Here is a 21,227-nt window from a genome sequence, read left to right as displayed (position 1 = left end):
AATGGCCAGACCCGTTCAGACTGCCGCAAACACCGACACGCCGCAGGGTCTTGCCTTTGCCGTCTCGGCCTATGTGCTGTGGGGCTTCCTGCCGCTCTACCTCAAGGCCGTATCGCACATGCCCCCGGCCGAGGTTGTGGCGCATCGTGTGATCTGGTCGGTGCCCATCGCAGGTGCGCTGTTGATCGCGCTGCGTCGGACAAGCGACCTGCGCGCGGCGCTTTCCAGTCCGCGCACCCTGGCCATGGGGTGCCTGACCGCCGCGCTCATATCGATCAACTGGGGCATCTATGTCTGGTCCATCGCCGAAGGTCGCGCCATCGACGCGGCGCTGGGCTACTACATCAACCCGCTTTTCAGCGTGGCGCTCGGCGCGGTGCTGTTGGGTGAGCGGCCCACGCGCACCCAGATGGTCGCCATAGCACTGGCCGCGCTGGCCGTGATCGTTCTGACGATCGAGGCTGGCCGCCTGCCGCTTGCCGCCGTCGGGCTGACCGTTTCCTGGGGTTTCTACGCCTTCTTCAAAAAATGGCTTCCCATCGGTCCCAACCAGGGCTTCCTGCTCGAGGTGCTGATCCTCTCGGTGCCCGCGCTTGGCTATCTTGGCTGGCTCGCGGCGCAGGGTGAGGGGCATTTCGGCGTCGAGACGGGCAATACCTGGCTGCTGGTGGGATGTGGCGCGGTCACGGCCATCCCGCTCATCGCCTATGCCAACGGGGCAAAGCTGCTGCGCCTGTCGACCATCGCGATCCTGCAATACATCGCGCCCACGATGATCTTTCTCGTCGCCGTCTTCGTCTTTGGCGAAGAGTTCGACCGCGCCCGTCAGATCGCCTTTCCGATGATCTGGGCCGCGCTGGTGATCTACACCGTGCCCATGGTGGTCAGGATGCGCGTCGGGATCGGTCGATAAGCGCACCGCTTATCTGCTCGGCCCACAGCGCATAGGCGCGCGGGCTTGGGTGATAGCCGTCCGATGCCGCCAGCGCCGGATCCTCGGGCATGTCGAAATGGAGGTGCTCCACATGGGGGCGCGCCGACGCAAGCGCGGCCAGCGCGCCGTCCAGACGCGCGGCCTGCCGGCCCAGAACCCATGCCAGCGGCTGAGGCAGGGCTGGGAAACGCTCCATCGGCGGAACGCCCGAGACCACGATGCGCCGCGCGCCCATCGTCGCCAGACGGTCCAGCAGAACGGCCTGCCGGTCGGCGAACCGGGTCCGGCTGACGCCGCGCGTCACGTCATTCACCCCCAGCGCCGTCACCGCCATGTCGATGGGGCCGTCAACGCGTTCAAGTGCGGCCAAGGCATCCGCAGTGGTCCGCCCCGTCGCCGCCTCCAGCCGCCATTGCACCGCATAATGGCGCCCCAGCCGCGCTACCAACTGCCCCGACAGTGCCTGCGCCTGCGTGCCCGCGCCGACGCCTGCCGCCGAACTGTCGCCGAGGATCAAGAGCCGCAGGTTCGGCCCGCGCCCCGCGCGCCCGCTACGCGCGCCCTCGGGTTCGGGCAGCAACCGGGCCCGGCTGCGCACTGCCAGCCCCTGCGCGGCCAGAACCGGCAAAAGCGGCATCCGCAGGATCTGGTCCGCCCCGATCAGGACAATGCCTCGCGGAATTTCAAGAACCTCGCATCCGTCATCACCCGCGCATTCATCGCCTCGCGCAGCGCGCCGACGCTTTTGTAGGGTCGCATGACAACCTCGAACTGCGCGATCAGCCCATCCTCGCCCAGCGTGATCAGGTCCACGCCCACCGCGTCCAGCTCGCCAACCTTGCACTGGAACTCCAGCGCCCAGTCGTTGCCCTCGCCCATGACCCGGCGATAGTGGAAATCCGAGAACACCGCGCCGACATGGCCCAGCACGGCGGCCACGGCATCTCGCCCCGTCCATGTCGCCCAATAAGTCGGCGGCAGGAACCGCACATCCTCGGCCAGGATCTCGTGGATCGCCGTCTCCTCGCCCTTGGCCACGACCTCCATCATCTTCTCGATCGTCGGATGCATCGCTGTCTCTCCCTCCGCCTTTGCGTCCAGATTTGCCAGCCCGCGCCGCTCGCGCAAGCGCGACGTTGCGGGAAGGCCGCGTAGGGTATAGAGCGCGCCGCATGACCGATATCTATGCCCCGCCCGACACACCGCTGGACGTGATCCACGAGGACGCGCAGATCATCGTGGTGAACAAGCCCGCCGGGCTGCTCTCGGTCCCCGGCAAGGGCGAACACCTGGCCGACTGCCTGCTTGCCCGCGTTCAGGCCGCTTTCCCGCAGGCACTGCTCGTGCACCGGCTCGACCGTGATACTTCGGGCGTCATGGTCTTTGCCCAGACCCCGCACGCGCAGCGTCACCTTGGCCTGCAATTCGAGAAACGACAGGTGAAAAAGACCTACACCGCACGGCTCTGGGGCAGGCTCGAGCCCAAAACCGGCACGGTCGACCTGCCGCTGATCGTCGATTGGCCCAACCGGCCCCGGCAAAAGGTCTGTCACGAGACCGGCAAGCCCGCAGTCACCGATTGGCGCGTGAAACGGTACGAGGGCGATACGACCCGCGTCCGCTTCATGCCGCGCACCGGCCGCTCGCACCAATTGCGCGTCCACGCGCTTGCGGTCGGTCACCCGATCCTCGGCGATCCCTTTTACGCGACCGGACCGGCACGCGACTTCCCGCGCCTGATGCTGCATTCCGAAGAGTTGCGCCTGAAGAACCCCGAGGGCGGCATCTCGCAGACCTTTCGCGCGCCGGCCCCGTTCTGAACGCGCACCACGGTCCGGCGGATCGGTGGTCTCAGACCTCGATACGCAGCCAGCCGTCGGGCAGGATATCCGGGTTCGACAGTTTCGGATCGCCAAACCACCGGGCCGGTGCGGCGACCTGCTTGCCCGGGTTCGCGTTCAGCCAGGCGGCCCACCAGCTGAAGGACGAATTGCCGATGATGTTGTGCCGGCACAGGCTCATCAGGCGCATATCCTCGAAATCCGTGGCCGGACCGTTGAAATCCACGACGACTTTTTCGACGGGCAGGGGCAGGTTCTCCTTGGCCCAGTCCGGATCGTCCGAGAACACATAGACGGTGGGCGTCCCGCCGACATGCTCCAGAACACGCGCCAATGCGGCCTCGTAATAGCGCTGGTCGCACAGAACATGCGCCGCCAGCGTCACGTAATCGCCTCGCCGCACATGGAGAGAGATCGCCTGCGTTTCCGCGATCCGCGCCGCCATCTCGGCATTCTGCGCATTCGAGAAGTCGGGAAAGGCAAAGGCGGCGCGGATGTCCCCTGCAATATGCGTGAAATATTTCTCGGATTGCCAGTAGCCGTGCAGGTATGTCCCGTCCGGCGCATCCTCGATCGCCGGGTTGTATCCCAGCCCCTGTTCCCGGAAAAACCGTGGCTCTCGCCCCGCAAGGCGCCACAGGGCGTATGAAAGGGGCGCTTTTTGCCGAAAGGGCGGCAGCGGTTCGGGCTCGGCGATGTCCAGATCGAACACCCGGGTCAGCACGCCTTCGCCCCTTGCGATCGTTCCGCGCGCGTCGAGCGCCGCCAGCGTGCCCCGGCGCGCCGCCAGCCCGGCGGCGGCGGCATATTGGAACATCTGGTTGCCCAGTCGGCCGTGCAGGCGGGTGATGATCATGGCAGCGCTCCTTTCCCCTTCCTCTATCCCGCGCGCGGCTGCGAGGAAAGCTTGACGCGCGACCCGCGTTGGCGCTATCAGCGGCACAGGTTCGGGTCTCCTGCCGCCCGCGGCGCTCCTGCTATGGTGAAACCCGGTTATTCTACATCCTCTGCCGACCCGAACGGGCGCGCATGGATGGCAATGCGGGCCCCGTCCGATCTCTGCGTCGCCCTTTCGAGAGGCAAGAGATGACCAATACCAAAGACCCGGCCCCCGTGGCCGACCTGAAAGAGCAGGCGCGCCGCCTGCGTGATGGCCTGCGGGCCGCGGGCCAAACCGTGACGCAGTCGCAAGCGCTGGAGCTTCTGGCCCGCCAGCATGGCGCGCGCGACTGGAACACCCTGCGCGCCCTTGCCGGCAACCGGCTGGTCCTGCGCGTGGGTGATCGCGTGTCCGGCCGCTATCTCGGCCAGCCCTTCACGGCCGAGCTGCGCGGTCTCACCACGCTCGGCGATGGTGGCCAGCGCCGTGTGACGCTGCATTTCGACGAACCGGTAGACGTGGTGCGCTTCGACAGCTTTTCGTCGTTCCGCCAACGGGTCAGCGGGGTGGTCGGCTGGGACGGCCGTTCGCCCCGCACCACCTCCGACGGCCAGCCACAGCTTTTGATCCACTCGGTGATCTAGGCGCACCCGCCGCGCGCCGCATGGCGCGCGGCCCGGCCCAACGCCGCCAGCGGGCCGGGCGCCAGCCCGGCGCGCGCGGGGGCGGGAGCACTCCTTTTCTCTTGGTCCCGCGCCGTGCCCCTGCCAGACTGCAGGCAAGCGAAAGGACCGGGCATGGATAACGAACTGGCAGAACGGGCACGCAGATTCGCCGCCTCGTCCCCGGCGCTTCACGCCGCCCTTGCAGAGGATCCGTTCTACGCCACGCTCGAGGCGCTGGCAGACCACCCCGAAGGCCGGCGCGCCGCGATGCTGTCCTATTACGAATACTCGATGCTCGAGGCCGAGCGTTTCGGCCTCCTGTGCCTCACTGATACCCCGGGCGCGGGGGCCGCGGTCTGGTCGCTGCCGCTCGATGACGACACCGCGTCGCAGAAAAAACGCGACAAGGCGGCAATGCTGCGCGCCTGCATCGGCAAGGCCAGCTGCGCCGCCTATGACGCGATCAATGTCAATATGGCCAAGGGCACGCTTCCCCTCGTCGATCCTTCCGATTGGTACCTTTCCATCCTCGGGCTGGACCCTTCGGTGCAAGGGCAGGGCAAGGGATCGGCCCTGCTGGCACCTGTACTTGCCCGCGCGGACGCGGCGGGGGTGGGCTGCTACCTCGAAACCTTCACACCGCGCAACATGCGCTTCTATCAGCGCCTGGGCTTCGTCGCTGTCGGCACGTTCCACGAACCCGTGACCGACGCCGAATACCACGTGATGCGGCGGCCGGTGCGCGGCTTCTGAGCGCGCTCACCGGCGCTGCGCCAGCCAGATTGTGTGACCGCCGCAGTCCGGATCTTCGACGACATGCGCGACAGTCTCAAAACCGTGATCGCGCAGCAGTGCCCGGTACTCCTCCGGGCCAAGGCTCGCATGGTAGAGGGGTTCGCCCTCGAAGCTGCCGATCGCTTCGCCATTCTCAGGCCCGCTGGTGAACATCAGCGCGGCACCCGGCCCGGCATGGCGGGCGAAAGTCGCGAACATCCTGCGCTGATCCTCGCGCGTCAGGTGAAAGAAACTGTCCCAGGCCAGAATACCATCGAACCGATCGCCAAGCTGCAACTCGCGCATGTCCGCCACCACAAACGACGCTTCGGGAACGGACCTGCGCGCCATCCCGATCAACTCGGGTGAACTGTCGATTCCCGTGACCGCGCAACCCCTGCCGCAAAGGTATCGCGCAATCGGAACGCCCGAACCGCAGCCAAGGTCGAGCACCCCAGGCGTTTCGGGCAGAATATCGAGGAATCGGTCAAGCCATATGCGCTCGGGCTGCGCCGTTCCCCGGCGCGCGGCCCATGCCTGCGCATGTCGACGGTAGAGTGAGATGATTTCCTCGGCGCCCCTGCCCATGCGTTCCAAACCCGGAGTACGAAAAACAAAGCGCCCCGCAGCGTTGGCCACGGGGCGCTTAAATCTCGGCAGTGGCGGGTTTACTCCGCCGCCCAGCCGCTGACGGCCTTGACCTCGAGGAAATCCTCGATGCCCCAGACGCCGCCTTCACGGCCGTTGCCGGACTGTTTCATGCCACCGAACGGGGCGCCCGCGCCGCGCGACTGACCGTTCATCTCGACCATGCCGGACCGCAGCGACCGCGCCATCCGCTTCAACCGGTCAGGGTCCTGCGTCTGGACATAGTTGGTCAGGCCATAGGGCGTATCATTGGCGATCTCGATGGCCTCGTCCTCGGTGTCGAAGGGGATCATCGTCAGCACGGGGCCAAAGATCTCTTCGCGGGCGATGGTCATCTGGTTGTTGGCATCGGCAAAGACCGTGGGACGCACGTAATAGCCCTTGTTCAGGCCCTCGGGGCGACCCGTGCCGCCGGCGACAAGGCGCGCACCCTCGTCGATACCCTTCTGGATCAGGTCCTGGATCTTGTTCCACTGGACTTCGTTCACAACCGGTCCGATATGGCGGCCTTCGTCGCTGGCGGGGCCGACCTGAACCGATTGCGCCACGCTCGCCGCCGTCTCGACCGCCTGGTCATAGACGCCGCGCTGCACCAGCATCCGGCTCGGCGCGTTGCAGGACTGGCCGGTGTTGTTCATCATGTGGATCACACCGCGCTTGACCGCCTTTTCGTCGGCATCGTCAAAGATCACGTTGGCGCCCTTGCCGCCAAGCTCCAGATGCACCTTTTTCAGCGTATCTGCGGCATTCTTGGAAATCGCCGTGCCCGCGCGGGTCGATCCGGTAAAGCTGACCATGTCCACGTCCGGATGCCCCGAAAGCTGCGTGCCCACGCCCGCGCCATCGCCATTGACCAGGTTGAACACGCCCGCGGGGAAGCCCGCCTCGTCCATCATCTCGGCAAAGATCATCGCGTCCAGCGGGCTCTGCTCGGACGGTTTCAGCACCATGGTGCACCCGGCGACAGCCGCCGCGCCGACCTTGAGCGTGATCTGGTTCATCGGCCAGTTCCATGGCGTGATCAGCGCAGCGACGCCCACCGCCTCGTGGATGATCCGGTCGTTCGGGGCATGATCGCCCAGCGGTTTTTCGAACTGGAACGCCTTGGCGGCGCGCACGAAATTCTTCAGGTGAAAGATTCCCGCGCCGACCTGCGCATTGCGCGCCATGTCGATGGGTGCGCCCATCTCGGTCGAAATCGCCTGCGCCAGGTCCTCTCCGCGCGACTTGTAGACCTCGATCAGCTTTTCGACCATCGCGATCCGCTCTTCCGGCGGGGTGGCCATCCAGCCGGGCAGGGCGGCCTTGGCCGCGGCGACGGCGGCATTGGTATCGGCCTCCGAGCCCAGCGAGATCACCGCGCAGGGTTCCTCGGTCGAGGGGTCGATGACTTGGAAATCATTGGGCTGGGCCGGATCCACCCACTTCCCGTTGATATAGAACTGACGCTTCTCGATCATCATGGCACCTTTCGGTTCTGAATTACGCCCGACCGCGCGGTCGGGTTTTCGGCGCTACTGTGGCACCGCCGCGCCCGCAGGGCAAGCCACGCGTCGCTATCGGGGCGGATCACGGCTCACATTCGCGATCGGGCATCCGAATGTCGGTCCGGGATGCGGCGCATTTGCCTGTTGTGGCGCAGAATTCACGCCCCTACGGTGCGGGCAACGCGAGTCAACCAAGCCGAGAGGAGCACCCAATGGGCCTTCGCATCAACGACACCGTTCCCAACTTCACCGCCGAAACCGATCAGGGCACGATCAGCTTCCATGACTGGATCGGCGACAGCTGGGCCATCCTGTTCTCGCACCCCAAGGATTTCACCCCCGTCTGCACCACCGAATTCTCGGCCGTCGCGCAACTGGCCGACGAATGGGAAAAGCGTAACACAAAGGTCATCGGCGTCTCTGTCGACGGTGTCGAGGATCACCGCAAGTGGAAGGGCGACATCGAAACCTATGCCAAGACCAAGGCCGGTTTCCCGATCATTGCCGACGAGGGGCTTGCAGTCTCCAAGGCGTTCGACATGCTCCCGGCCGAGGCTTACCTGCCTGATGGCCGCACCCCCGCCGACAGCGCGACGGTGCGCTCGGTGTTCATCATCGGGCCGGACAAGCAGTTGAAGCTGTCGATGACCTACCCGATGACCGTCGGCCGCAACTTCGCCGAGGTTCTGCGCGCGCTTGACGGGTTGCAGATGTCGCTGGGCAAGGGCGTCGCCACCCCCGCCGACTGGCGGCCGGGCGAGGACGTGATCATTCCCCCGACCGTCTCGGACGAGGATGCCAAGGCCAAGTTCGGCGAGTTCGAAACGATCTTCCCCTACCTGCGCAAGACCAAGGCGCCCGAATAATCGTCATCGCCTGATGCCGACATCGCAAAGGGGGCCACGGCCCCCTTTCGCATGTCCGGTGTGTCCATTTGGACGAGCCGCATTACTTGCCCTATGGTTGGGGAAAGCAAAGAAAGGCCACGGACCCGACCATGCCCAAGGACAAGGAAACCCGCCCGGCCCAGTCCGCACATGATTTCGCCGAAATCTACGAGGCCGCCCTGCGCACCGGTCGGATGGGCACCTGGGAAACCGATTTCGCCGCCGGGACACGGACATGGACCAGCACCGCCGCCGCCATCTTCGGCATCGACGTGGACGAGGGCGTGCCGATCCCCTTCGCCGAACGCGACCACCTTCTGGAACTGATGCACCCCGAGGACAAACCCCTCCTCGACCGGTTCCGCGCCCGGCTGCGGAGAGAGGACGAGATCGAGGTCAGTTACCGCATCAGGACCGAAACAGGCGAGGTCCGGCATGTCGCGGGCCGGGGCCGCGTGCTTGACCGCGCGCCCGACGGCACGCCGACGCGGGTGGTGCATATCATCACCGATGTCACCGCCCAACGCCGGATCGAAGAGCACAATACGATGCTCATGCGTGAGCTCACTCACCGCTCCAAGAACCTGCTCGCGATCATTTCTGCCATGGCGCGCCAGACCGGACGGCGGGCCGCCTCGTTTGACGAGTTCCGTACCTCCTTCGAACGGCGGCTCGAAGGGCTGGCGCGCTCGACCGATCTGCTGGTGGCACAGGACTGGTCGGAAACCTCGCTCGAAGAGCTTGTGAAGCTGCAGACCGACAGTTTCGCTGACCCCGCCTTCGGCCGTATCCTGATCGACGGCCCCGCCCTGCGCATCGGCGCGGATGTTGCCCAGCCGCTTGGCATGGCCCTGCATGAACTTGCAACCAACGCCGTCAAATACGGATCACTCTCCGCGCGCGAAGGCCGGGTTCATATCGATTGGGACGCGCGAACAGGTGATGACGGCGCGCGCGTCCTGCATTTCCACTGGCGCGAAACCGGCGGCCCGATGGTCGAGAAACCGCAACATACCGGCTTCGGCACGATGGTCGTCGAGACGATGATCGCCAGCATGCTCGACGCCAGGGTGACCTATGACCTGCGCCCCGAAGGCGCCCTGTGGCAGATCGAGGCACCGCTGCCGCCGCTGGAGGACGTGAACCACAAGGCGTTTCACATCCCGGCGACTTTTCTCTGACCTCAGCCTTGCGGCCGCGTCCGGATTCGCGCGCGGTAAACCGCACGCCTGATCTCGCGAATCGCCTTGCTGCCAGCGGCGCGTTTCTGGATGGTCGACCCGCCCAGTTCCTCGGTCAGTTCCCGAACGCCCGAGGGCAGGACGGCCTGCAGCGGCTGGCCCGTCACCCAGTGCATCTGCAGAAACGAATCCACTGGCCGGTCGATCACTTCCGACTTCGCCAGAAGCCGAGCCGCCGCCGCGCGCCCGACGACCTGCGCCACAGTCTGCAAACCGACCACACGCGGCAAGAACAGCATCGCGCCTGCCTGTTCGGCCATCACCTGCACGGGTTTTTCCCGCGCCTTGGCGGGAAGGCGAATGTAATGCTCCGGACCGGCATAAGCCTCGGCCAGCGCCAGCGCCGCCTCCCATTCGGGAGAAGCGGGCGCAAGGTCATCCTCGACGATCAGTGCATGGCTCAGCCCCTCGTCCACGATCTTCTGCCAACAGGCCCGGTGACTCAGGAAACACCCGACCTCGCCACCGCTCAGCGCAAAGGGATAGCGCGGCGCATGCAGGTCGCCTGGTCGCGTCTTGACCTCGCCTGCGGCCACGACATCCGCGCCGCGCACCGCGTCCACGATCTCGGCCCCGGGCAGGATTTCCAGCAAGCGCCGCGCGTTGGGGGCACGTTTCGCATCGCCTTTCATATGGATGATGAAGCTGCGCATCGCTCCCCGATCTCCTTGGTGCAATCAGAATGAGACGATGACCGTCTCCGGAATTTCCAAGTTCCGCCGCATTCGCCGGGCACGTTCCCGAACAATCTGCCCCGCATTAACCCGAAGGGAAATGACATGAAACTGCTCATATGGCTGTGGTCGATCTCTCTGGCGATCATCGGCTTCAAGGTGTTCCGCATCTTCAACGACCCTGCCGCGTTCAGCCCTGCGGATACGGACAAACTCGTCGGCATGGTCCTGGTGTTCGGGCTGATCTCGATCGCCATAATCCTCGGCTGGATCTTCGGTGCCGTCAGGCAGAAACTGTTCGGCGCAAGGGCAGACCCAAAAAGCACCGAGCGCAAACCGGACCTCTCGAAACAGGCCGATTTCGCGGAAAAGCTCGCCCGCTCACAAAACGCCTGAACCGCGCATCGGCCAAAGCCGGACATGAAAAGGGCCCCGGCATCGCTGCCAGGGCCCCGGGTCGGTCAGACAGTCGCGGATCAGTCCGCGGCTTCTTCCTTTTTCTCGCGCGGGATCTCTTCGCCGGTTTCCTGGTCGACGACCTTCATCGACAGGCGCACCTTGCCGCGATCGTCAAAGCCCAGCAGCTTGACCTTCACTTCCTGGCCTTCCTTCAGAACGTCCGAAGGATGGTTCAGGCGGCGGTTCTCGATCTGGCTGACATGCACCAGCCCGTCACGCTTGCCAAAGAAGTTCACGAAGGCGCCGAAATCGACGATCTTCACGACCTTGCCGGTATAGATGCCACCAACTTCGGGCTCGGCCACGATCGAGTGGATCATGTCATAAGCCTTCTGGATGGACTCGGCGACCGAGGAAGCGATCTTGATGATGCCGTCGTCGTTGATGTCCACCTTCGCGCCCGAGGTCTCGACGATCTCGCGGATCACCTTGCCGCCCGAGCCGATCACTTCGCGGATCTTGTCGGTGGGGATCTGCATCGTCTCGATGCGCGGTGCATGGGCCGAGAATTCGCCCGCTTCGCTCAGTGCCTGCGCCATCTCGCCCAGGATGTGCATCCGGCCGTCCTTGGCCTGTGCCAGCGCCTTCTCCATGATCTCGGAGGTGATGCCCGCAACCTTGATGTCCATCTGCAGCGAGGTGATGCCGTTTTCGGTGCCCGCAACCTTGAAGTCCATGTCGCCGAGGTGATCCTCGTCGCCCAGGATATCCGTCAGGATCGCGTAGGAACCGTCATCCTCAAGGATCAGGCCCATCGCCACACCGGCGACCGGCGCCTTCAGCGGCACGCCCGCATCCATCATCGACAACGACCCGCCACAGACCGACGCCATCGAGGACGACCCGTTGGATTCGGTGATCTCGCTCACGACGCGGATGGTGTAGGGGAAGTCGGTCGGCGCCGGCAGAACCGCCTGCAGCGCGCGCCATGCCAGCTTGCCGTGGCCGATTTCGCGGCGACCGGGCGAGCCCACGCGGCCAACCTCGCCCACCGAGTAGGGGGGGAAGTTGTAATGCAGCAGGAAGTTGGACTTGAAGTTGCCATGCAGCGCGTCGATGAACTGCTCGTCATCGCCGGTGCCCAGGGTGGTCACGGCCAGCGCCTGAGTCTCACCACGGGTGAACAGGGCCGAGCCATGGGTCCGGGGCAGAAGGCCGGTTTCGGACACGATCGCGCGGACATCGGTGGTCGAACGGCCGTCGATCCGCTTGCCGCCCTTGACCACGTCGCCGCGCAGGATGCCGGCTTCGAGCTTCTTCATCGCCGAACCGAGGTTGGAATCCTCAAGCTGCTCTTCGGTCAGCGCTTCCTTGATCGCTTCGCGCGCGGCGGCCACGGCCGAGGTGCGCTCCTGCTTGTCGGTGATGGCGAAGGCTGCGCGCATCTTCTCTTCGCCCGCGGCCTTCACGGCCTCGAACAGATCCGAGTAATCGGGCGGCTGGAAGTCGAACGGCTCTTTCGCGGCTTCTTCGGCCAGCGCGATGATCAGGTCGATGACCGGCTGGATCTGCTCATGGGCAAAGTTCACCGCGCCCAGCATTTCGGCCTCGGACAGCTCGTAAGCTTCCGATTCCACCATCATCACCGCGTCCTTGGTACCCGCGACGACCAGGTCCAGCCGCTGCTCGGGGTTCAGGCGCAGGTCCTGCATGTCGTCCACGGTCGGGTTCAGGACGTACTCGCCATCCTCGTACCCCACGCGCGCACCGGCAATCGGACCCATGAAGGGCACGCCCGACACGGTCAGCGCGGCCGAGGCGGCGATCATCGCCACGATGTCGGGGTCGTTGACCAGGTCATGGCTCAGCACGGTGCACATCACCAGTACTTCGTTCTTGAAGCCCGGCACGAAAAGCGGGCGGATCGGACGGTCGATCAGGCGCGCGGTCAGCGTTTCTTTCTCGGTCGGACGCGCCTCGCGCTTGAAAAAGCCGCCAGGCACCTTGCCCGCGGCATAGTATTTCTCTTGGTAATGCACGGTCAGCGGAAAGAAATCCTGACCGGGTTTCTGTTCGCGGGCAAAGGTCACGTTGGCCATGACCGAAGTTTCGCCCAGCGTGGCGATGACCGAGCCATCTGCCTGGCGGGCAACCTTGCCCGTTTCCAGTGTAAGCGTTTCCTCGCCCCACTGCATCGATTTCGTCGTAACGTTGAACATAAGCGTATCCTGTAAGGGAGCACTCCCAGGCGGATCCCGGGTCTCCCGTTTCCATGGCGGCCCCATTGCCGCCGACCCCATCCATCTTCCTCTCGCGTGCCGGGGCCATGGCACATCGTCTCAGATGCCGCGCGCATACATCAAAACCGCGGCTTTGGAAAGGGGCAGGGCGCTTCGGGGCCGTTCCGTTCCGGTACTAGTTCACAGCGCGCGCCACCGTCCTGCCGTAAGGTGAGGTCATGGCCCGAAAGATGTTTCACGGAGGCAACACGATGTTCACCAAATCCATTCTCGTCACGGGGGTTGCGGCCGCACTGGCGCTGGTCCCCGCTCCCCGCGCGCAGGCCGATGCCGGCGATTTCATCGGCGGCGCCATTGTCGGCGGCCTGATCGGCCACGCCATCACCAAGGATCAGCAAAGGCGCAAGGCGCAAAGCCATCGCTCCACCAGCACCCGGAACTACCGTGCCCCCGCGCCGCGTATCCCGGTCACCGAACATGGCCGCACGACCCAGACGGCCCTGAACTATTTCGGCTTCGAGGCGGGCCGCGTCGATGGCCAGATCGGCCGTGGCACGCGCTCCGCGATCGAGCGTTACCAGGCCGCGATGGGCTACCCGGTCAACGGGCGCGCCTTTGATGGCGGTCAGTACGACTTCCTGATGCAGGCGCATTCCTGGGCGATCAATGGCGGACAGGCCCAGACGCGCCTGACGGGCCAACCCCTGCTGATGGCCTACCGCCAGCAACGCGCCACCGGGCAGAGCACCCAGCTCGCAGCCATGCCCACGGTGCCTGTGCAACCCCAAGCCGCGGCAACGGTTGCCCCGGCAGCGCAATTGCCGAACCTCTTTGCAGGACAGGCGCAAACCGTTTCACTGGCCAATCATTGCAACGCGGTGATGCTGCAAACCTCAACCAATGGCGGCTATGTCACCCGGGCCACGCTGACCAATGGCGATTTCGCGCTGTCCGAACAATTCTGCCTTGCCCGCAGCTATGCCATCGCGCAGGGCGAGGACGTGATGTCGCGTATCCAGGCTCTTTCGCCCGACCAGGTCGCCAGCCAATGCGCGGCATATGGCGAACGCCTTGCGCCGCAGGTCGCGGGTCTCTCGCTGCGCGGTCCCGCCGAAGTGACTGCCGAGATGCGAGGCCTTGCCCTGTCCTCGGGTGTTCCGCCCGCGGATCTTGCCGCAACCAGCCGCGTGTGCCTGTCGGTCGGTTATGGACGTGACGACATGGATATGGCGCTGGGCTCGGCCCTGCTGCTCGTCGCGCTGGGCGAGCCGGCTTACGGAGAGCTTCTGGGCCACCACCTGCGCGAAGGGTTCGGCACCTCGGAACGTCCCGACCTCGCACGGCAATGGTACGACACCAGCCTGAATGCGATCGATGCGGGCGCACGGGTCGTGTTCATGCCCAGTGATCCGAACCGGACGCAGCTGCTGCGGGCCGCGATGGCCGACCAGACCGCCGACAACCCGGTCCGCGTGCAGCAGGCGACATTGCCCACCTTCGCCCTGTCAGACTAGCGACCGGACCTGATCCAAAGGAGCGCGCGTCCCGCGCGCGCTCGATCAGCGCGCCAAGAGGCGCGCGGCAAACGGGGCCGCTGGCCCCGTTTCGGTCACGCCAGGTCCCAGGCGAGTGGGGCGATGGCCCCCCGGCATCATGCGGGAAATACAGTTGCAGACGGTCCATCCCGCCAGGCGCGTGGATCTCGGCCACGGTGCGATAGGCGGTTTCGTGGTCGAACCTGTGCAGGATCGTGGCAAAGCTGTTCTCGCGCACCCCGTCGGCATCCATAACGGCCTGCACATAGAAATCGCCGGGATCCCGGAAATCGGCATCGACGATCAGCCGGTCACCCTCCCCGGGGTTGAAACCGTGGATCGTCAGGATACCCACCGGCGTCAGCAGGACCGTGTCCGCGCCCTCTCCGCCATGTGCCTCGTTGCGGCCCGAGTCGCCATAGATGACATCATCTCCCGACCCGCCCCAGAAGCCGTCATTGCCCAACCCGCCCGACAGGATGTCGTTGCCGGATCAGCCGCCGATCAGGTCGTTGCCGTCTCCGCCATCGATCGTGTCGTGCCTATGGTACCCATCGCCGCCGAAAATCCAGGTGTTCCCGTCCTCTTCGTGCAACGGGTTGTCGCCGATTACGCCCGTGATGGTGTCATCGCCCGCACCAGCTTCGATCGTGTCGGACATCAAGTTACCTCGCGGCAGGTCCGGCCCGTCTGTTCCCTGCTGCGGTTCGGTCGCCACTACCGAGCCGTCCTCGACGAGGAACTGCCACACACCTGCGATACCCGTGTTGCCGATTAGGTCGGCGGCGTCTCCCGGCGTCACATCTTCCACGGAAGCTTGGTATCCCACTTCGCCATAATCCGGGGCCACAAGACCGAAGCGTACGGGTACATATGCCTGGTTCGCGGAATAGCGATAAACGATCTCTGCGGTTCCGCCGGCTGTGTCGATCATGTCCAGCTGAAAGGTCACCGGCGGGTCACCGTTTCGGAACCAGAAATCGACATCCCGCCACGTGACGACCACGGAGTCACGCTCGGTGTTCAAGCCATAAAAGACACCCATTGTCTCGAGAGGAGAGTTGCGTGCGTCCAACTCGGCTGCCGCGGGAAAAATCGCGGAGCTACTTTCTTGCGGTCAAACATAGCAATCGAACGTCACGCCGCCATTGGTGGCAACGTATGGCTCGTCAGAAACTCGTGAACCAAAGCGGAACCCGTCTTTGAAGATCGCAGAAATCGTAATGGAATGCGATACGTCGTCATCGCCATAGGGCAGACGCGTTCCGCCGATCGGCAAGAGGGGCGTGTCGGCTATTGCTGAAAAGGTCCCGAAATCCCCAAGTCTCTCGTCCGGGCAGGATACAACCAAAAGAACTGAAAATCGCCCGCACCCAACCGCTCAATACCTGTCAGAGTGAAACACCCGTGTCGTGAAGGGGCAAGGAAAATACCCTGCCCCGTACCGGTTCACGCCAGATCCCAGACGATCGGGTCGATCACCTCGCCGTTCGCACTGGGCAAGTCCAGCCGCAGGCTATCCATGTCGAAAAGCGAGCGGATCTCGGCAATCTCGCGGAACGGTGCACTATCGCCCTCGCGGTAAAGGATCGTCGCTTCGACCACCACGTGGTCATTATCCGCCCCGACGATCTGCGCATCGGCATCCGTGCGCAGATAGAAATCCCCTCGCTCCCAGCGGTCGCCATCCACGATCAGTCGGTCGCCCTCGGCCGCGTTGAAATTGTAAACGGTCAAATGCCCATCCGGTGTCAGCAGAAAGGTATCCGCTCCCGCGCCGCCATTGGCGTGATTCCAACCGGTATCGCCATAGATGAAATCGTCCCCCGCACCGCCCGAGAACCAGTCATTGCCACTCCCACCGGACAGAACGTCATTACCCGCGCCGCCACCGATTTTGTCGTTGCCGTCGCTGCCCCGGATCACGTCATCGCCAGCCTGACCGCCCAACCGGTCGCTGCCGCGAGCACCGTCTATCGTGTCATTCCCGCCATGCCCATTGATGATGTCATGAGCGGAACTGCCATGCTCGTCGGTGTTCCAAACCTCAACGATCAGATCGTCGCCTGCACCGCCTTCGATTGAATCGCGCCCGCGGCCACCCGTGATGGTGTCCTCGCCATCGCCGCCGAAGATCGTGTCACTGCCGTCTCCCCCGTCGATCCAGTCCGCCCCGTCCTCGCCGCGCAGGTAATCGTGGTCACTTCCGCCGGAAATGCTGTCATGCTCGTCGCCACCAAGGATCGAATCCCGGCCAGATCCGCCCTCGAGTGTGTCGTTGCCCGACCCGCCTTGCAGGGTGTCATCGCCTGCATCGCCTCGGACGAGATCGTTGCCGCCGTCGCCTGACAGGAAATCGTCGCCTCTGCCACCCTCGATGGTATCCTCTCCCTGACCTCCATCGAGAGTGTCGACCCCCTCATTGCCATTCAGGATATCGCGGTCAGCCCCTCCCGACAGCAGATCATTGCCTGATCCGCCTGCGAGCGTGTCATCGCCTTCGTAACCATTCAACGTGTCGTTGCCGCCGTCCGAGACGAGCAGGTCATTCCCTGCGCTTCCTTCGAATACCTCGTCATCCGAGGGTACGAGAAACTGAACGGCGCCATCAATGATGTGAAAATGCCAGACACCTTGCACGCCGGCATTCCCGATGGCACTTCCAAGATCCAGCAAGCTCGGCTCGCTGCTGGCCAACTCATAATTCGGTATGAACACGAGTTCCGAACCCGGGCCGTCTCCCACCCCCATACCCCAATAGTGCAAGTACGTTTTCATCGGTGGGTCGTACAGGTCGGCATGGCGGAAGATGATCTCGGCATCCCCATCGCCCCGGTCGATGATCTCCGCCTGGTATGTCAGAAGGTCGTCGCCACCCAAGCTATACTTCATCTCGTTCCACGTGATGACCACCGAGTCGCGCTCTTCGTTGAAATCCAGGAACACGCCGCTATCGGGGTTGTGCCCATCGGTGTAGCTGTCACCGGAGGCGAAGGGAGTGATGTACAAATAGTCGCCGACATTGATTTGGCCCAGCCGGTCCATTTTGAAGTCGGTCAATTCTTGCGAACCGGCGTGAATGCCGTTTTCGAAGATGCCGCCGAGGGAAAACGTTTCCGAGAAATCGGAGCGATCGACGCTGAACGAGACTTTTTGTCCGAAAGGCAGTAGCGTGTTATCGGTCACATCCGAGAAAAGAGAGATATCTCCAGCAGAAGCGTATTCCGAAAACATGAAAGGGCCGGAGTAGTCAGTGGTTGGCATGGGTTGATCCTGTTATAATTGCTTTATCGGGAATTTGCCCGCTTTGCTCTTACATTGATACTTTTCCGATACGGCATGCAACCGACGGCCATTGCATACTCGGGATGCGTGAATGCGGTAGCCGGAACAGGCTTGGCAGCGTCGGATCGCAAGGGCATTCTTGACCCATGACCGACAAGACAGACATGGCCGAAAGCCGTACCGACTGGGCCGAGGACCGGACGCTGCTGGCCAATGAGAGGACCTATGCGGGTTGGTTGCGGACCGGAATGGCGGCGGTTGCGCTGGCGCTCGGGACGCGAGCGCTGTTTCGTAGTTTCGACCCCACCTGGCTGCCCAAGGCGGTGGCGTCGATCTTCGTTCTCACCGCCATCGGTATCTTCATCTCGGCTTGGCGAAGAGCCTGTGCGACCCGCGCTCGGCTTACCGACCATCAGGCCGACCCGCAATCGGATCGCCACATGGGCCTGACCGCCGCCGTCCTGTCGATCGGGGCGGGCGCGACGGGTCTCATCTTGCTCTGGCTCTGATGCGGTGCCTGTCGGTCCGGCAGGTTTCGGGCTGCACGGTGCGCGGGCAACCTGTCTGGTTCGGGTCTTAAAAGACAAGAAACCGCGCCCTCGGGCGCGGCTTCGTTAACCGAAAATTATGTACAAAACGGTCAATCCGGTTCGGAACCGATGTACAAAACGGTCAAAACCAGGTTAGCGGCGCAGGCCGAGACGCTCGATCAGCGACTGGTAGCGGGCTTGGTCCTTGCCCTTGAGATAGTCCAGCAGCTTGCGGCGCTGGGCAACCATCTTCAACAGGCCACGACGACCGTGGTTGTCTTTCTTGTGGGTTTTGAAGTGCTCGGTCAGCGTCGAGATGCGCGAGCTCAGAATGGCGACCTGAACTTCGGGCGAACCGGTGTCGCCGTCCTTGGTCGCGTATTCCTTCATGAGGCGGGTCTTTTCCTCGGCAGTGATCGACATCGGGGTCTCCTTTGCAAGGTTAGAGTGATGGCGCAGGCCGGGATGTCGTCCAGCGCAGGCCCATGGAGAAACCTGCCGAAATCGGGCGATTCCGGCGGGAATGGCGGTCGATAGATGGTTTTTGCGCGGATTGCAAAGGGTTTTGCTTATCCAGTCATGCGGACGACATCGGCATCGGCGATGTCCATCAACATGATGTCGGCGGCAGACACCGCGTCGCCACGCAATGTCGCCACCTCTTCACCTCCGACGTGCAGATGAAACAGGCTAGGGCGGTCGGCATCCTCTTCGATCGTCACCTCGGGATCGGGCGATTGGGTCAGGTCCCACAGGACCAAAAGAGTATCCTCGCCGCTTTCGAAGTCCATGATGTCGGCCGGCCCGTCTTGCGCAAGCCAGTCGCCCAAAAGGATCGTATCTGCATCCGCCCCGCCGGATACAACATCGCCTCCACCAGCGACGATCGTGTCCAGCCCACTGCCACCATTCAGAAAGTCCTGTTCGGGGCCATCTTCATTCCCGCGCAGCAGATCGTTACCGAATCCGCCAAAGAGAGTGTCGGCGCCCGCGCCGCCATCCAGAACGTCATCCCCGTGCCAGCCATGCAGCGCATCTGCTCCCGCGTCGCCGGACAGCGTATCATCCCCGAACCCGGCCTCGAGTGTATCGCCCCCGGTGCCGCCCGACATCAGGTCATCGCCGCCATGCCCGCGCAGGAGGTCATTGCCCCCGTCGCCCAAAAGCGCGTCATCCCCCGCATCACCGTCGATCTTGTCACCGCCCGGACCGCCATGAACGGTGTCGTTGCCTTCGGCCCCATGCAGGTAATCCGTTCCGTCCTCACCAAGGATGAGATCGTCGCCGGCATACCCGTTGATCTGGTCGTGTCCGGCACCTCCGGTCAGATCGTCGTCGCCGAGGTCGCCGGCGATGACAAGCCCATTTTCACTCGCCGAGATCACACCAACCGGGCCATAAGCGCTTTGCCCCATGGTTTCTGCGTGTTCTACAGCCTCGTGCGATCCCGATACTCCAGCCACTCCTTCCATTTCGAGCGGTGCCGTGTCGGCCGAGAGTTCCATGAATTCTGCGGTTCCAGTTGCAAGGGAGGCGTCTTCGGCCGCTGCCAGATCACTTTCTTCGTCCCCGGTTTCGTCGGACATGAACACAACGCTCCCAACCGCAGCAAGGCCCAGAAGGCCCGCAAGCATCAACATTTCACCACTCCGCGCAGATTGCGCCCACCGAAGGAAATGTCCCATGGATCAGGCCTTTGGTCAAAGCCCCACCGAGTGAGTGGTTAACGGCCCGCCCAAGGTTCGGGTTGCTGGCTATAAGCGATGTAGAGAGGGTGTTTCGGATGGCCGTCCTTGGTCAGGCCAAGGTGAAACAACGGCTCGCCGGTGGCACGCAGCAGGGCCTCTACCGCCCGGCCCCGGTCCATATGGGCCCCGTGTGTGCCCCATGCGGCGATCACTCTGTCTGCCCAATGCGCGCCTTCGGCGATGGCGGCATCATTTGCGGGCCCGACCGGATCAGCTACAGCGCGCATCTTGCGCGGATCGGTTTCGCGCCATGCAAAGATGTTGGTGACCCGGAACGACCCGAACCCGAGCGCGCGCGCGCGGCGTTCGCAACGTTCGACGGTTGGATCGTTCTGTACCTCGGTCGCGGTCGACGGATTCAGCATCACGAAAAGCGCCCGCTTCCCCTCCGGCTCCCAGACCCGTGTCAGGCTGTAGCGATACCGCTCGCAATCCGAATAGACGGCGGTTGATGGCGCATCGCCCTTGGTATGGCTGCGGGTGATCATTCGGCCTTGAAGACCCGACTGGGATGCAACTCGCCAGCCTTGTAGACCCCGACGGCCACCGCCCGACCGTCGAACGAGGCCCACGCCTCGTCGCCGTATTCCACGTCCGACGCCAGGACCATGCCGGGATTGCCATTGCGCAGGCGAACGGCACCCTCGGGGGTGCACTTCAGTTCGGGCAGGTCGGCAAGCCCTTCTTCGAGCGGGCGCAGGTGGGCGTCCAGCGCCTCGGTCTTGGCCATCTCTTCGATCTGTTCCAGCGTAACGCCGTCTTCGGCCTCGAAAGGGCCGGACCAGATGCGCCGCAGCTTGGTGACATGGCCATGGCACCCGAGAGCCGCGCCAAGATCGCGGGCGATGGATCGGACATAGCCGCCCTTGCCGCAGGTCATTTCCAGCACGACGTGGTCGGGGTCGGGCCGGTCAACCAGCAACAGTTCGTCGACCCATAGGGGGCGCGCCTCGACCTCGAAATCTTCGCCCTCGCGCGCGAGTTTGTAAGCGCGCTGGCCGTTGATCTTGACCGCCGAAAACTTTGGCGGAACCTGCATGATCTCACCAAGGAACCCGCCCAGAGCGGCCTTGATCCCGTCATCCGAGGGGCGCGCGTCGCTTTCGGCGATCACCTCGCCCTCGGCATCGTCGGTGTTGGTTGCCTGTCCAAGGCGCACGGTAAAGACATAGGCCTTGAGCGCGTCGGTGATGTAGGGAACTGTCTTGGTCGCCTCGCCCAGGGCCACGGCCAGGACACCAGTCGCTTCGGGGTCAAGTGTACCGGCATGGCCTGCCTTTGCAGCATTCATCGCCCAGCGAACCTTGTTGACAACGGCGGTCGAGGTCATGCCTGCGGGCTTGTCGACCACCAGCCATCCCGAAATATCGCGGCCCTTGCGTTTGCGTCCCATCCGAACCCCCGGTGATGTAGAGGCGCGCGGCCTAACGGATCGCGGCTGCGCTGTCAATTTACCGAT

General features: G+C 63.9%; 23 protein-coding genes. 9 read left to right on the top strand and 14 right to left on the bottom strand.

Annotated elements, in window-relative coordinates:
- Position 1: 1 nt before the first annotated feature.
- A complete protein-coding gene (rarD, locus tag ACFORG_RS05055) occupies positions 2–913 on the top strand; it encodes an EamA family transporter RarD (protein ID WP_386734298.1) in 912 nt (303 codons plus the stop codon).
- Here rarD and ACFORG_RS05050 read toward each other — a convergent pair.
- Together ACFORG_RS05050 and ACFORG_RS05045 are read right to left on the bottom strand one after the other, a co-directional pair.
- Positions 885–1,571, bottom strand: a complete 687-nt coding sequence (locus tag ACFORG_RS05050; RefSeq protein ID WP_386734297.1) for an SGNH/GDSL hydrolase family protein — start codon at positions 1,569–1,571, stop codon at positions 885–887. The two genes, rarD and ACFORG_RS05050, sit on opposite strands and share 29 nt — an antisense overlap.
- A gap of 23 nt (positions 1,572–1,594) precedes the next feature.
- Positions 1,595–2,005 (bottom strand): nuclear transport factor 2 family protein, encoded by a 411-nt coding sequence (locus ACFORG_RS05045; RefSeq protein ID WP_386734296.1) that lies wholly within the window; start codon positions 2,003–2,005, stop codon positions 1,595–1,597.
- A gap of 101 nt (positions 2,006–2,106) precedes the next feature.
- Here ACFORG_RS05045 and ACFORG_RS05040 point away from each other — a divergent pair, with 101 nt between their 5' ends.
- Positions 2,107–2,754, top strand: coding sequence for an RluA family pseudouridine synthase (locus ACFORG_RS05040; protein ID WP_386734295.1), 648 nt, complete (start codon positions 2,107–2,109; stop codon positions 2,752–2,754).
- A gap of 31 nt (positions 2,755–2,785) precedes the next feature.
- On the opposite strand, the gene ACFORG_RS05035 is transcribed toward ACFORG_RS05040, so the two are convergent.
- Positions 2,786–3,631, bottom strand: a complete 846-nt coding sequence (locus ACFORG_RS05035; protein ID WP_386734294.1) for an alpha-1,2-fucosyltransferase — start codon at positions 3,629–3,631, stop codon at positions 2,786–2,788.
- 230 nt (positions 3,632–3,861) lie between these two features.
- Here ACFORG_RS05035 and ACFORG_RS05030 point away from each other — a divergent pair, with 230 nt between their 5' ends.
- Together ACFORG_RS05030 and ACFORG_RS05025 are read left to right on the top strand one after the other, a co-directional pair.
- On the top strand, positions 3,862–4,299 hold the full coding sequence (locus ACFORG_RS05030; protein WP_386734293.1) for a glyoxalase superfamily protein: 438 nt from the start codon (positions 3,862–3,864) through the stop codon (positions 4,297–4,299).
- 153 nt (positions 4,300–4,452) lie between these two features.
- A complete protein-coding gene (locus ACFORG_RS05025) occupies positions 4,453–5,073 on the top strand; it encodes a GNAT family N-acetyltransferase (protein WP_386734292.1) in 621 nt (206 codons plus the stop codon).
- Between the two features lie 6 nt (positions 5,074–5,079).
- Here the strand turns inward: ACFORG_RS05025 and ACFORG_RS05020 are convergent, their stop codons facing one another.
- Together ACFORG_RS05020 and ACFORG_RS05015 are read right to left on the bottom strand one after the other, a co-directional pair.
- Positions 5,080–5,682 (bottom strand): class I SAM-dependent methyltransferase, encoded by a 603-nt coding sequence (locus tag ACFORG_RS05020; RefSeq protein WP_386734291.1) that lies wholly within the window; start codon positions 5,680–5,682, stop codon positions 5,080–5,082.
- Between the two features lie 80 nt (positions 5,683–5,762).
- Positions 5,763–7,202: an aldehyde dehydrogenase family protein gene (locus ACFORG_RS05015; protein WP_386734290.1), complete on the bottom strand. Its 1,440-nt coding sequence runs from the start codon at positions 7,200–7,202 to the stop codon at positions 5,763–5,765.
- A 239-nt stretch (positions 7,203–7,441) separates the two neighbouring features.
- On the opposite strand from ACFORG_RS05015, the gene ACFORG_RS05010 reads away from it, so the two are divergent.
- Together ACFORG_RS05010 and ACFORG_RS05005 are read left to right on the top strand one after the other, a co-directional pair.
- Positions 7,442–8,095, top strand: coding sequence for a peroxiredoxin (locus tag ACFORG_RS05010; protein ID WP_386734289.1), 654 nt, complete (start codon positions 7,442–7,444; stop codon positions 8,093–8,095).
- 131 nt (positions 8,096–8,226) lie between these two features.
- The gene (locus ACFORG_RS05005) at positions 8,227–9,297 is read left to right on the top strand and encodes a sensor histidine kinase (RefSeq protein ID WP_386734288.1); all 1,071 of its coding nucleotides are present in this window, start codon (positions 8,227–8,229) and stop codon (positions 9,295–9,297) included.
- Positions 9,298–9,299: 2 nt separating this feature from the next.
- Here the strand turns inward: ACFORG_RS05005 and ACFORG_RS05000 are convergent, their stop codons facing one another.
- Positions 9,300–10,010, bottom strand: a complete 711-nt coding sequence (locus tag ACFORG_RS05000; RefSeq protein ID WP_386734287.1) for a glycosyltransferase family 25 protein — start codon at positions 10,008–10,010, stop codon at positions 9,300–9,302.
- Positions 10,011–10,136: 126 nt separating this feature from the next.
- Here ACFORG_RS05000 and ACFORG_RS04995 point away from each other — a divergent pair, with 126 nt between their 5' ends.
- On the top strand, positions 10,137–10,427 hold the full coding sequence (locus ACFORG_RS04995) for a hypothetical protein (RefSeq protein ID WP_386734286.1): 291 nt from the start codon (positions 10,137–10,139) through the stop codon (positions 10,425–10,427).
- Between the two features lie 80 nt (positions 10,428–10,507).
- On the opposite strand, the gene pnp is transcribed toward ACFORG_RS04995, so the two are convergent.
- Positions 10,508–12,649, bottom strand: a complete 2,142-nt coding sequence (gene pnp, locus ACFORG_RS04990; protein WP_386734285.1) for a polyribonucleotide nucleotidyltransferase — start codon at positions 12,647–12,649, stop codon at positions 10,508–10,510.
- Positions 12,650–12,888: 239 nt separating this feature from the next.
- Here pnp and ACFORG_RS04985 point away from each other — a divergent pair, with 239 nt between their 5' ends.
- Entirely contained in the window at positions 12,889–14,184 is a 1,296-nt protein-coding gene (locus ACFORG_RS04985) for a peptidoglycan-binding domain-containing protein (RefSeq protein ID WP_386734284.1), read from the top strand.
- On the opposite strand, the gene ACFORG_RS04980 is transcribed toward ACFORG_RS04985, so the two are convergent.
- The 3 genes from ACFORG_RS04980 to ACFORG_RS04970 all read right to left on the bottom strand — a co-directional run bounded on the left by ACFORG_RS04980 (position 14,066) and on the right by ACFORG_RS04970 (position 17,469).
- The gene (locus tag ACFORG_RS04980) at positions 14,066–14,686 is read right to left on the bottom strand and encodes a hypothetical protein (RefSeq protein ID WP_386734722.1); all 621 of its coding nucleotides are present in this window, start codon (positions 14,684–14,686) and stop codon (positions 14,066–14,068) included. The two genes, ACFORG_RS04985 and ACFORG_RS04980, sit on opposite strands and share 119 nt — an antisense overlap.
- A gap of 12 nt (positions 14,687–14,698) precedes the next feature.
- Positions 14,699–15,280, bottom strand: coding sequence for a hypothetical protein (locus ACFORG_RS04975; protein WP_386734283.1), 582 nt, complete (start codon positions 15,278–15,280; stop codon positions 14,699–14,701).
- Between the two features lie 374 nt (positions 15,281–15,654).
- Positions 15,655–17,469 carry a calcium-binding protein gene (locus ACFORG_RS04970; RefSeq protein WP_386734282.1) on the bottom strand — a complete coding sequence of 605 codons (1,815 nt, stop codon included), beginning with the start codon at positions 17,467–17,469 and terminating at the stop codon, positions 15,655–15,657.
- A gap of 167 nt (positions 17,470–17,636) precedes the next feature.
- Here ACFORG_RS04970 and ACFORG_RS04965 point away from each other — a divergent pair, with 167 nt between their 5' ends.
- Positions 17,637–17,999, top strand: a complete 363-nt coding sequence (locus tag ACFORG_RS04965; RefSeq protein ID WP_386734281.1) for a YidH family protein — start codon at positions 17,637–17,639, stop codon at positions 17,997–17,999.
- A 174-nt stretch (positions 18,000–18,173) separates the two neighbouring features.
- On the opposite strand, the gene rpsO is transcribed toward ACFORG_RS04965, so the two are convergent.
- The 4 genes from rpsO to truB form a co-directional block, all read right to left on the bottom strand.
- Positions 18,174–18,443 carry a 30S ribosomal protein S15 gene (gene rpsO / locus ACFORG_RS04960; protein ID WP_386734280.1) on the bottom strand — a complete coding sequence of 90 codons (270 nt, stop codon included), beginning with the start codon at positions 18,441–18,443 and terminating at the stop codon, positions 18,174–18,176.
- Between the two features lie 146 nt (positions 18,444–18,589).
- A complete protein-coding gene (locus tag ACFORG_RS04955) occupies positions 18,590–19,660 on the bottom strand; it encodes a calcium-binding protein (RefSeq protein ID WP_386734279.1) in 1,071 nt (356 codons plus the stop codon).
- An 83-nt stretch (positions 19,661–19,743) separates the two neighbouring features.
- Positions 19,744–20,256, bottom strand: coding sequence for a DUF1643 domain-containing protein (locus ACFORG_RS04950; protein ID WP_386734278.1), 513 nt, complete (start codon positions 20,254–20,256; stop codon positions 19,744–19,746).
- Entirely contained in the window at positions 20,253–21,161 is a 909-nt protein-coding gene (gene truB, locus ACFORG_RS04945; protein ID WP_386734277.1) for a tRNA pseudouridine(55) synthase TruB, read from the bottom strand. The genes ACFORG_RS04950 and truB overlap by 4 nt, the downstream gene beginning before the upstream one ends.
- Positions 21,162–21,227: the final 66 nt, after the last annotated feature.

Origin of the sequence: Lutimaribacter marinistellae, assembly GCF_042648365.1 — a bacterium.
GTDB lineage: Bacteria > Pseudomonadota > Alphaproteobacteria > Rhodobacterales > Rhodobacteraceae > Lutimaribacter_A > Lutimaribacter_A marinistellae.
Note: the sequence above shows the minus strand (reverse complement) of the source record. Positions and strands in the feature narration are given on the sequence as shown.

What these genes read in the sequence shown, in the direction of transcription:
- rarD (WP_386734298.1), top strand. Translation starts at nt 2, where the DNA reads ATGGCCAGACCCGTTCAGACTGCCGCAAACACCGACACGCCGCAGGGT.
- ACFORG_RS05050 (WP_386734297.1), bottom strand. Translation starts at nt 1,571, where the DNA reads ATGCCGCTTTTGCCGGTTCTGGCCGCGCAGGGGCTGGCAGTGCGCAGC.
- ACFORG_RS05045 (WP_386734296.1), bottom strand. Translation starts at nt 2,005, where the DNA reads ATGCATCCGACGATCGAGAAGATGATGGAGGTCGTGGCCAAGGGCGAG.
- ACFORG_RS05040 (WP_386734295.1), top strand. Translation starts at nt 2,107, where the DNA reads ATGACCGATATCTATGCCCCGCCCGACACACCGCTGGACGTGATCCAC.
- ACFORG_RS05035 (WP_386734294.1), bottom strand. Translation starts at nt 3,631, where the DNA reads ATGATCATCACCCGCCTGCACGGCCGACTGGGCAACCAGATGTTCCAA.
- ACFORG_RS05030 (WP_386734293.1), top strand. Translation starts at nt 3,862, where the DNA reads ATGACCAATACCAAAGACCCGGCCCCCGTGGCCGACCTGAAAGAGCAG.
- ACFORG_RS05025 (WP_386734292.1), top strand. Translation starts at nt 4,453, where the DNA reads ATGGATAACGAACTGGCAGAACGGGCACGCAGATTCGCCGCCTCGTCC.
- ACFORG_RS05020 (WP_386734291.1), bottom strand. Translation starts at nt 5,682, where the DNA reads ATGGGCAGGGGCGCCGAGGAAATCATCTCACTCTACCGTCGACATGCG.
- ACFORG_RS05015 (WP_386734290.1), bottom strand. Translation starts at nt 7,202, where the DNA reads ATGATCGAGAAGCGTCAGTTCTATATCAACGGGAAGTGGGTGGATCCG.
- ACFORG_RS05010 (WP_386734289.1), top strand. Translation starts at nt 7,442, where the DNA reads ATGGGCCTTCGCATCAACGACACCGTTCCCAACTTCACCGCCGAAACC.
- ACFORG_RS05005 (WP_386734288.1), top strand. Translation starts at nt 8,227, where the DNA reads ATGCCCAAGGACAAGGAAACCCGCCCGGCCCAGTCCGCACATGATTTC.
- ACFORG_RS05000 (WP_386734287.1), bottom strand. Translation starts at nt 10,010, where the DNA reads ATGCGCAGCTTCATCATCCATATGAAAGGCGATGCGAAACGTGCCCCC.
- ACFORG_RS04995 (WP_386734286.1), top strand. Translation starts at nt 10,137, where the DNA reads ATGAAACTGCTCATATGGCTGTGGTCGATCTCTCTGGCGATCATCGGC.
- pnp (WP_386734285.1), bottom strand. Translation starts at nt 12,649, where the DNA reads ATGTTCAACGTTACGACGAAATCGATGCAGTGGGGCGAGGAAACGCTT.
- ACFORG_RS04985 (WP_386734284.1), top strand. Translation starts at nt 12,889, where the DNA reads ATGGCCCGAAAGATGTTTCACGGAGGCAACACGATGTTCACCAAATCC.
- ACFORG_RS04970 (WP_386734282.1), bottom strand. Translation starts at nt 17,469, where the DNA reads ATGCCAACCACTGACTACTCCGGCCCTTTCATGTTTTCGGAATACGCT.
- ACFORG_RS04965 (WP_386734281.1), top strand. Translation starts at nt 17,637, where the DNA reads ATGACCGACAAGACAGACATGGCCGAAAGCCGTACCGACTGGGCCGAG.
- rpsO (WP_386734280.1), bottom strand. Translation starts at nt 18,443, where the DNA reads ATGTCGATCACTGCCGAGGAAAAGACCCGCCTCATGAAGGAATACGCG.
- ACFORG_RS04955 (WP_386734279.1), bottom strand. Translation starts at nt 19,660, where the DNA reads ATGTTGATGCTTGCGGGCCTTCTGGGCCTTGCTGCGGTTGGGAGCGTT.
- ACFORG_RS04950 (WP_386734278.1), bottom strand. Translation starts at nt 20,256, where the DNA reads ATGATCACCCGCAGCCATACCAAGGGCGATGCGCCATCAACCGCCGTC.
- truB (WP_386734277.1), bottom strand. Translation starts at nt 21,161, where the DNA reads ATGGGACGCAAACGCAAGGGCCGCGATATTTCGGGATGGCTGGTGGTC.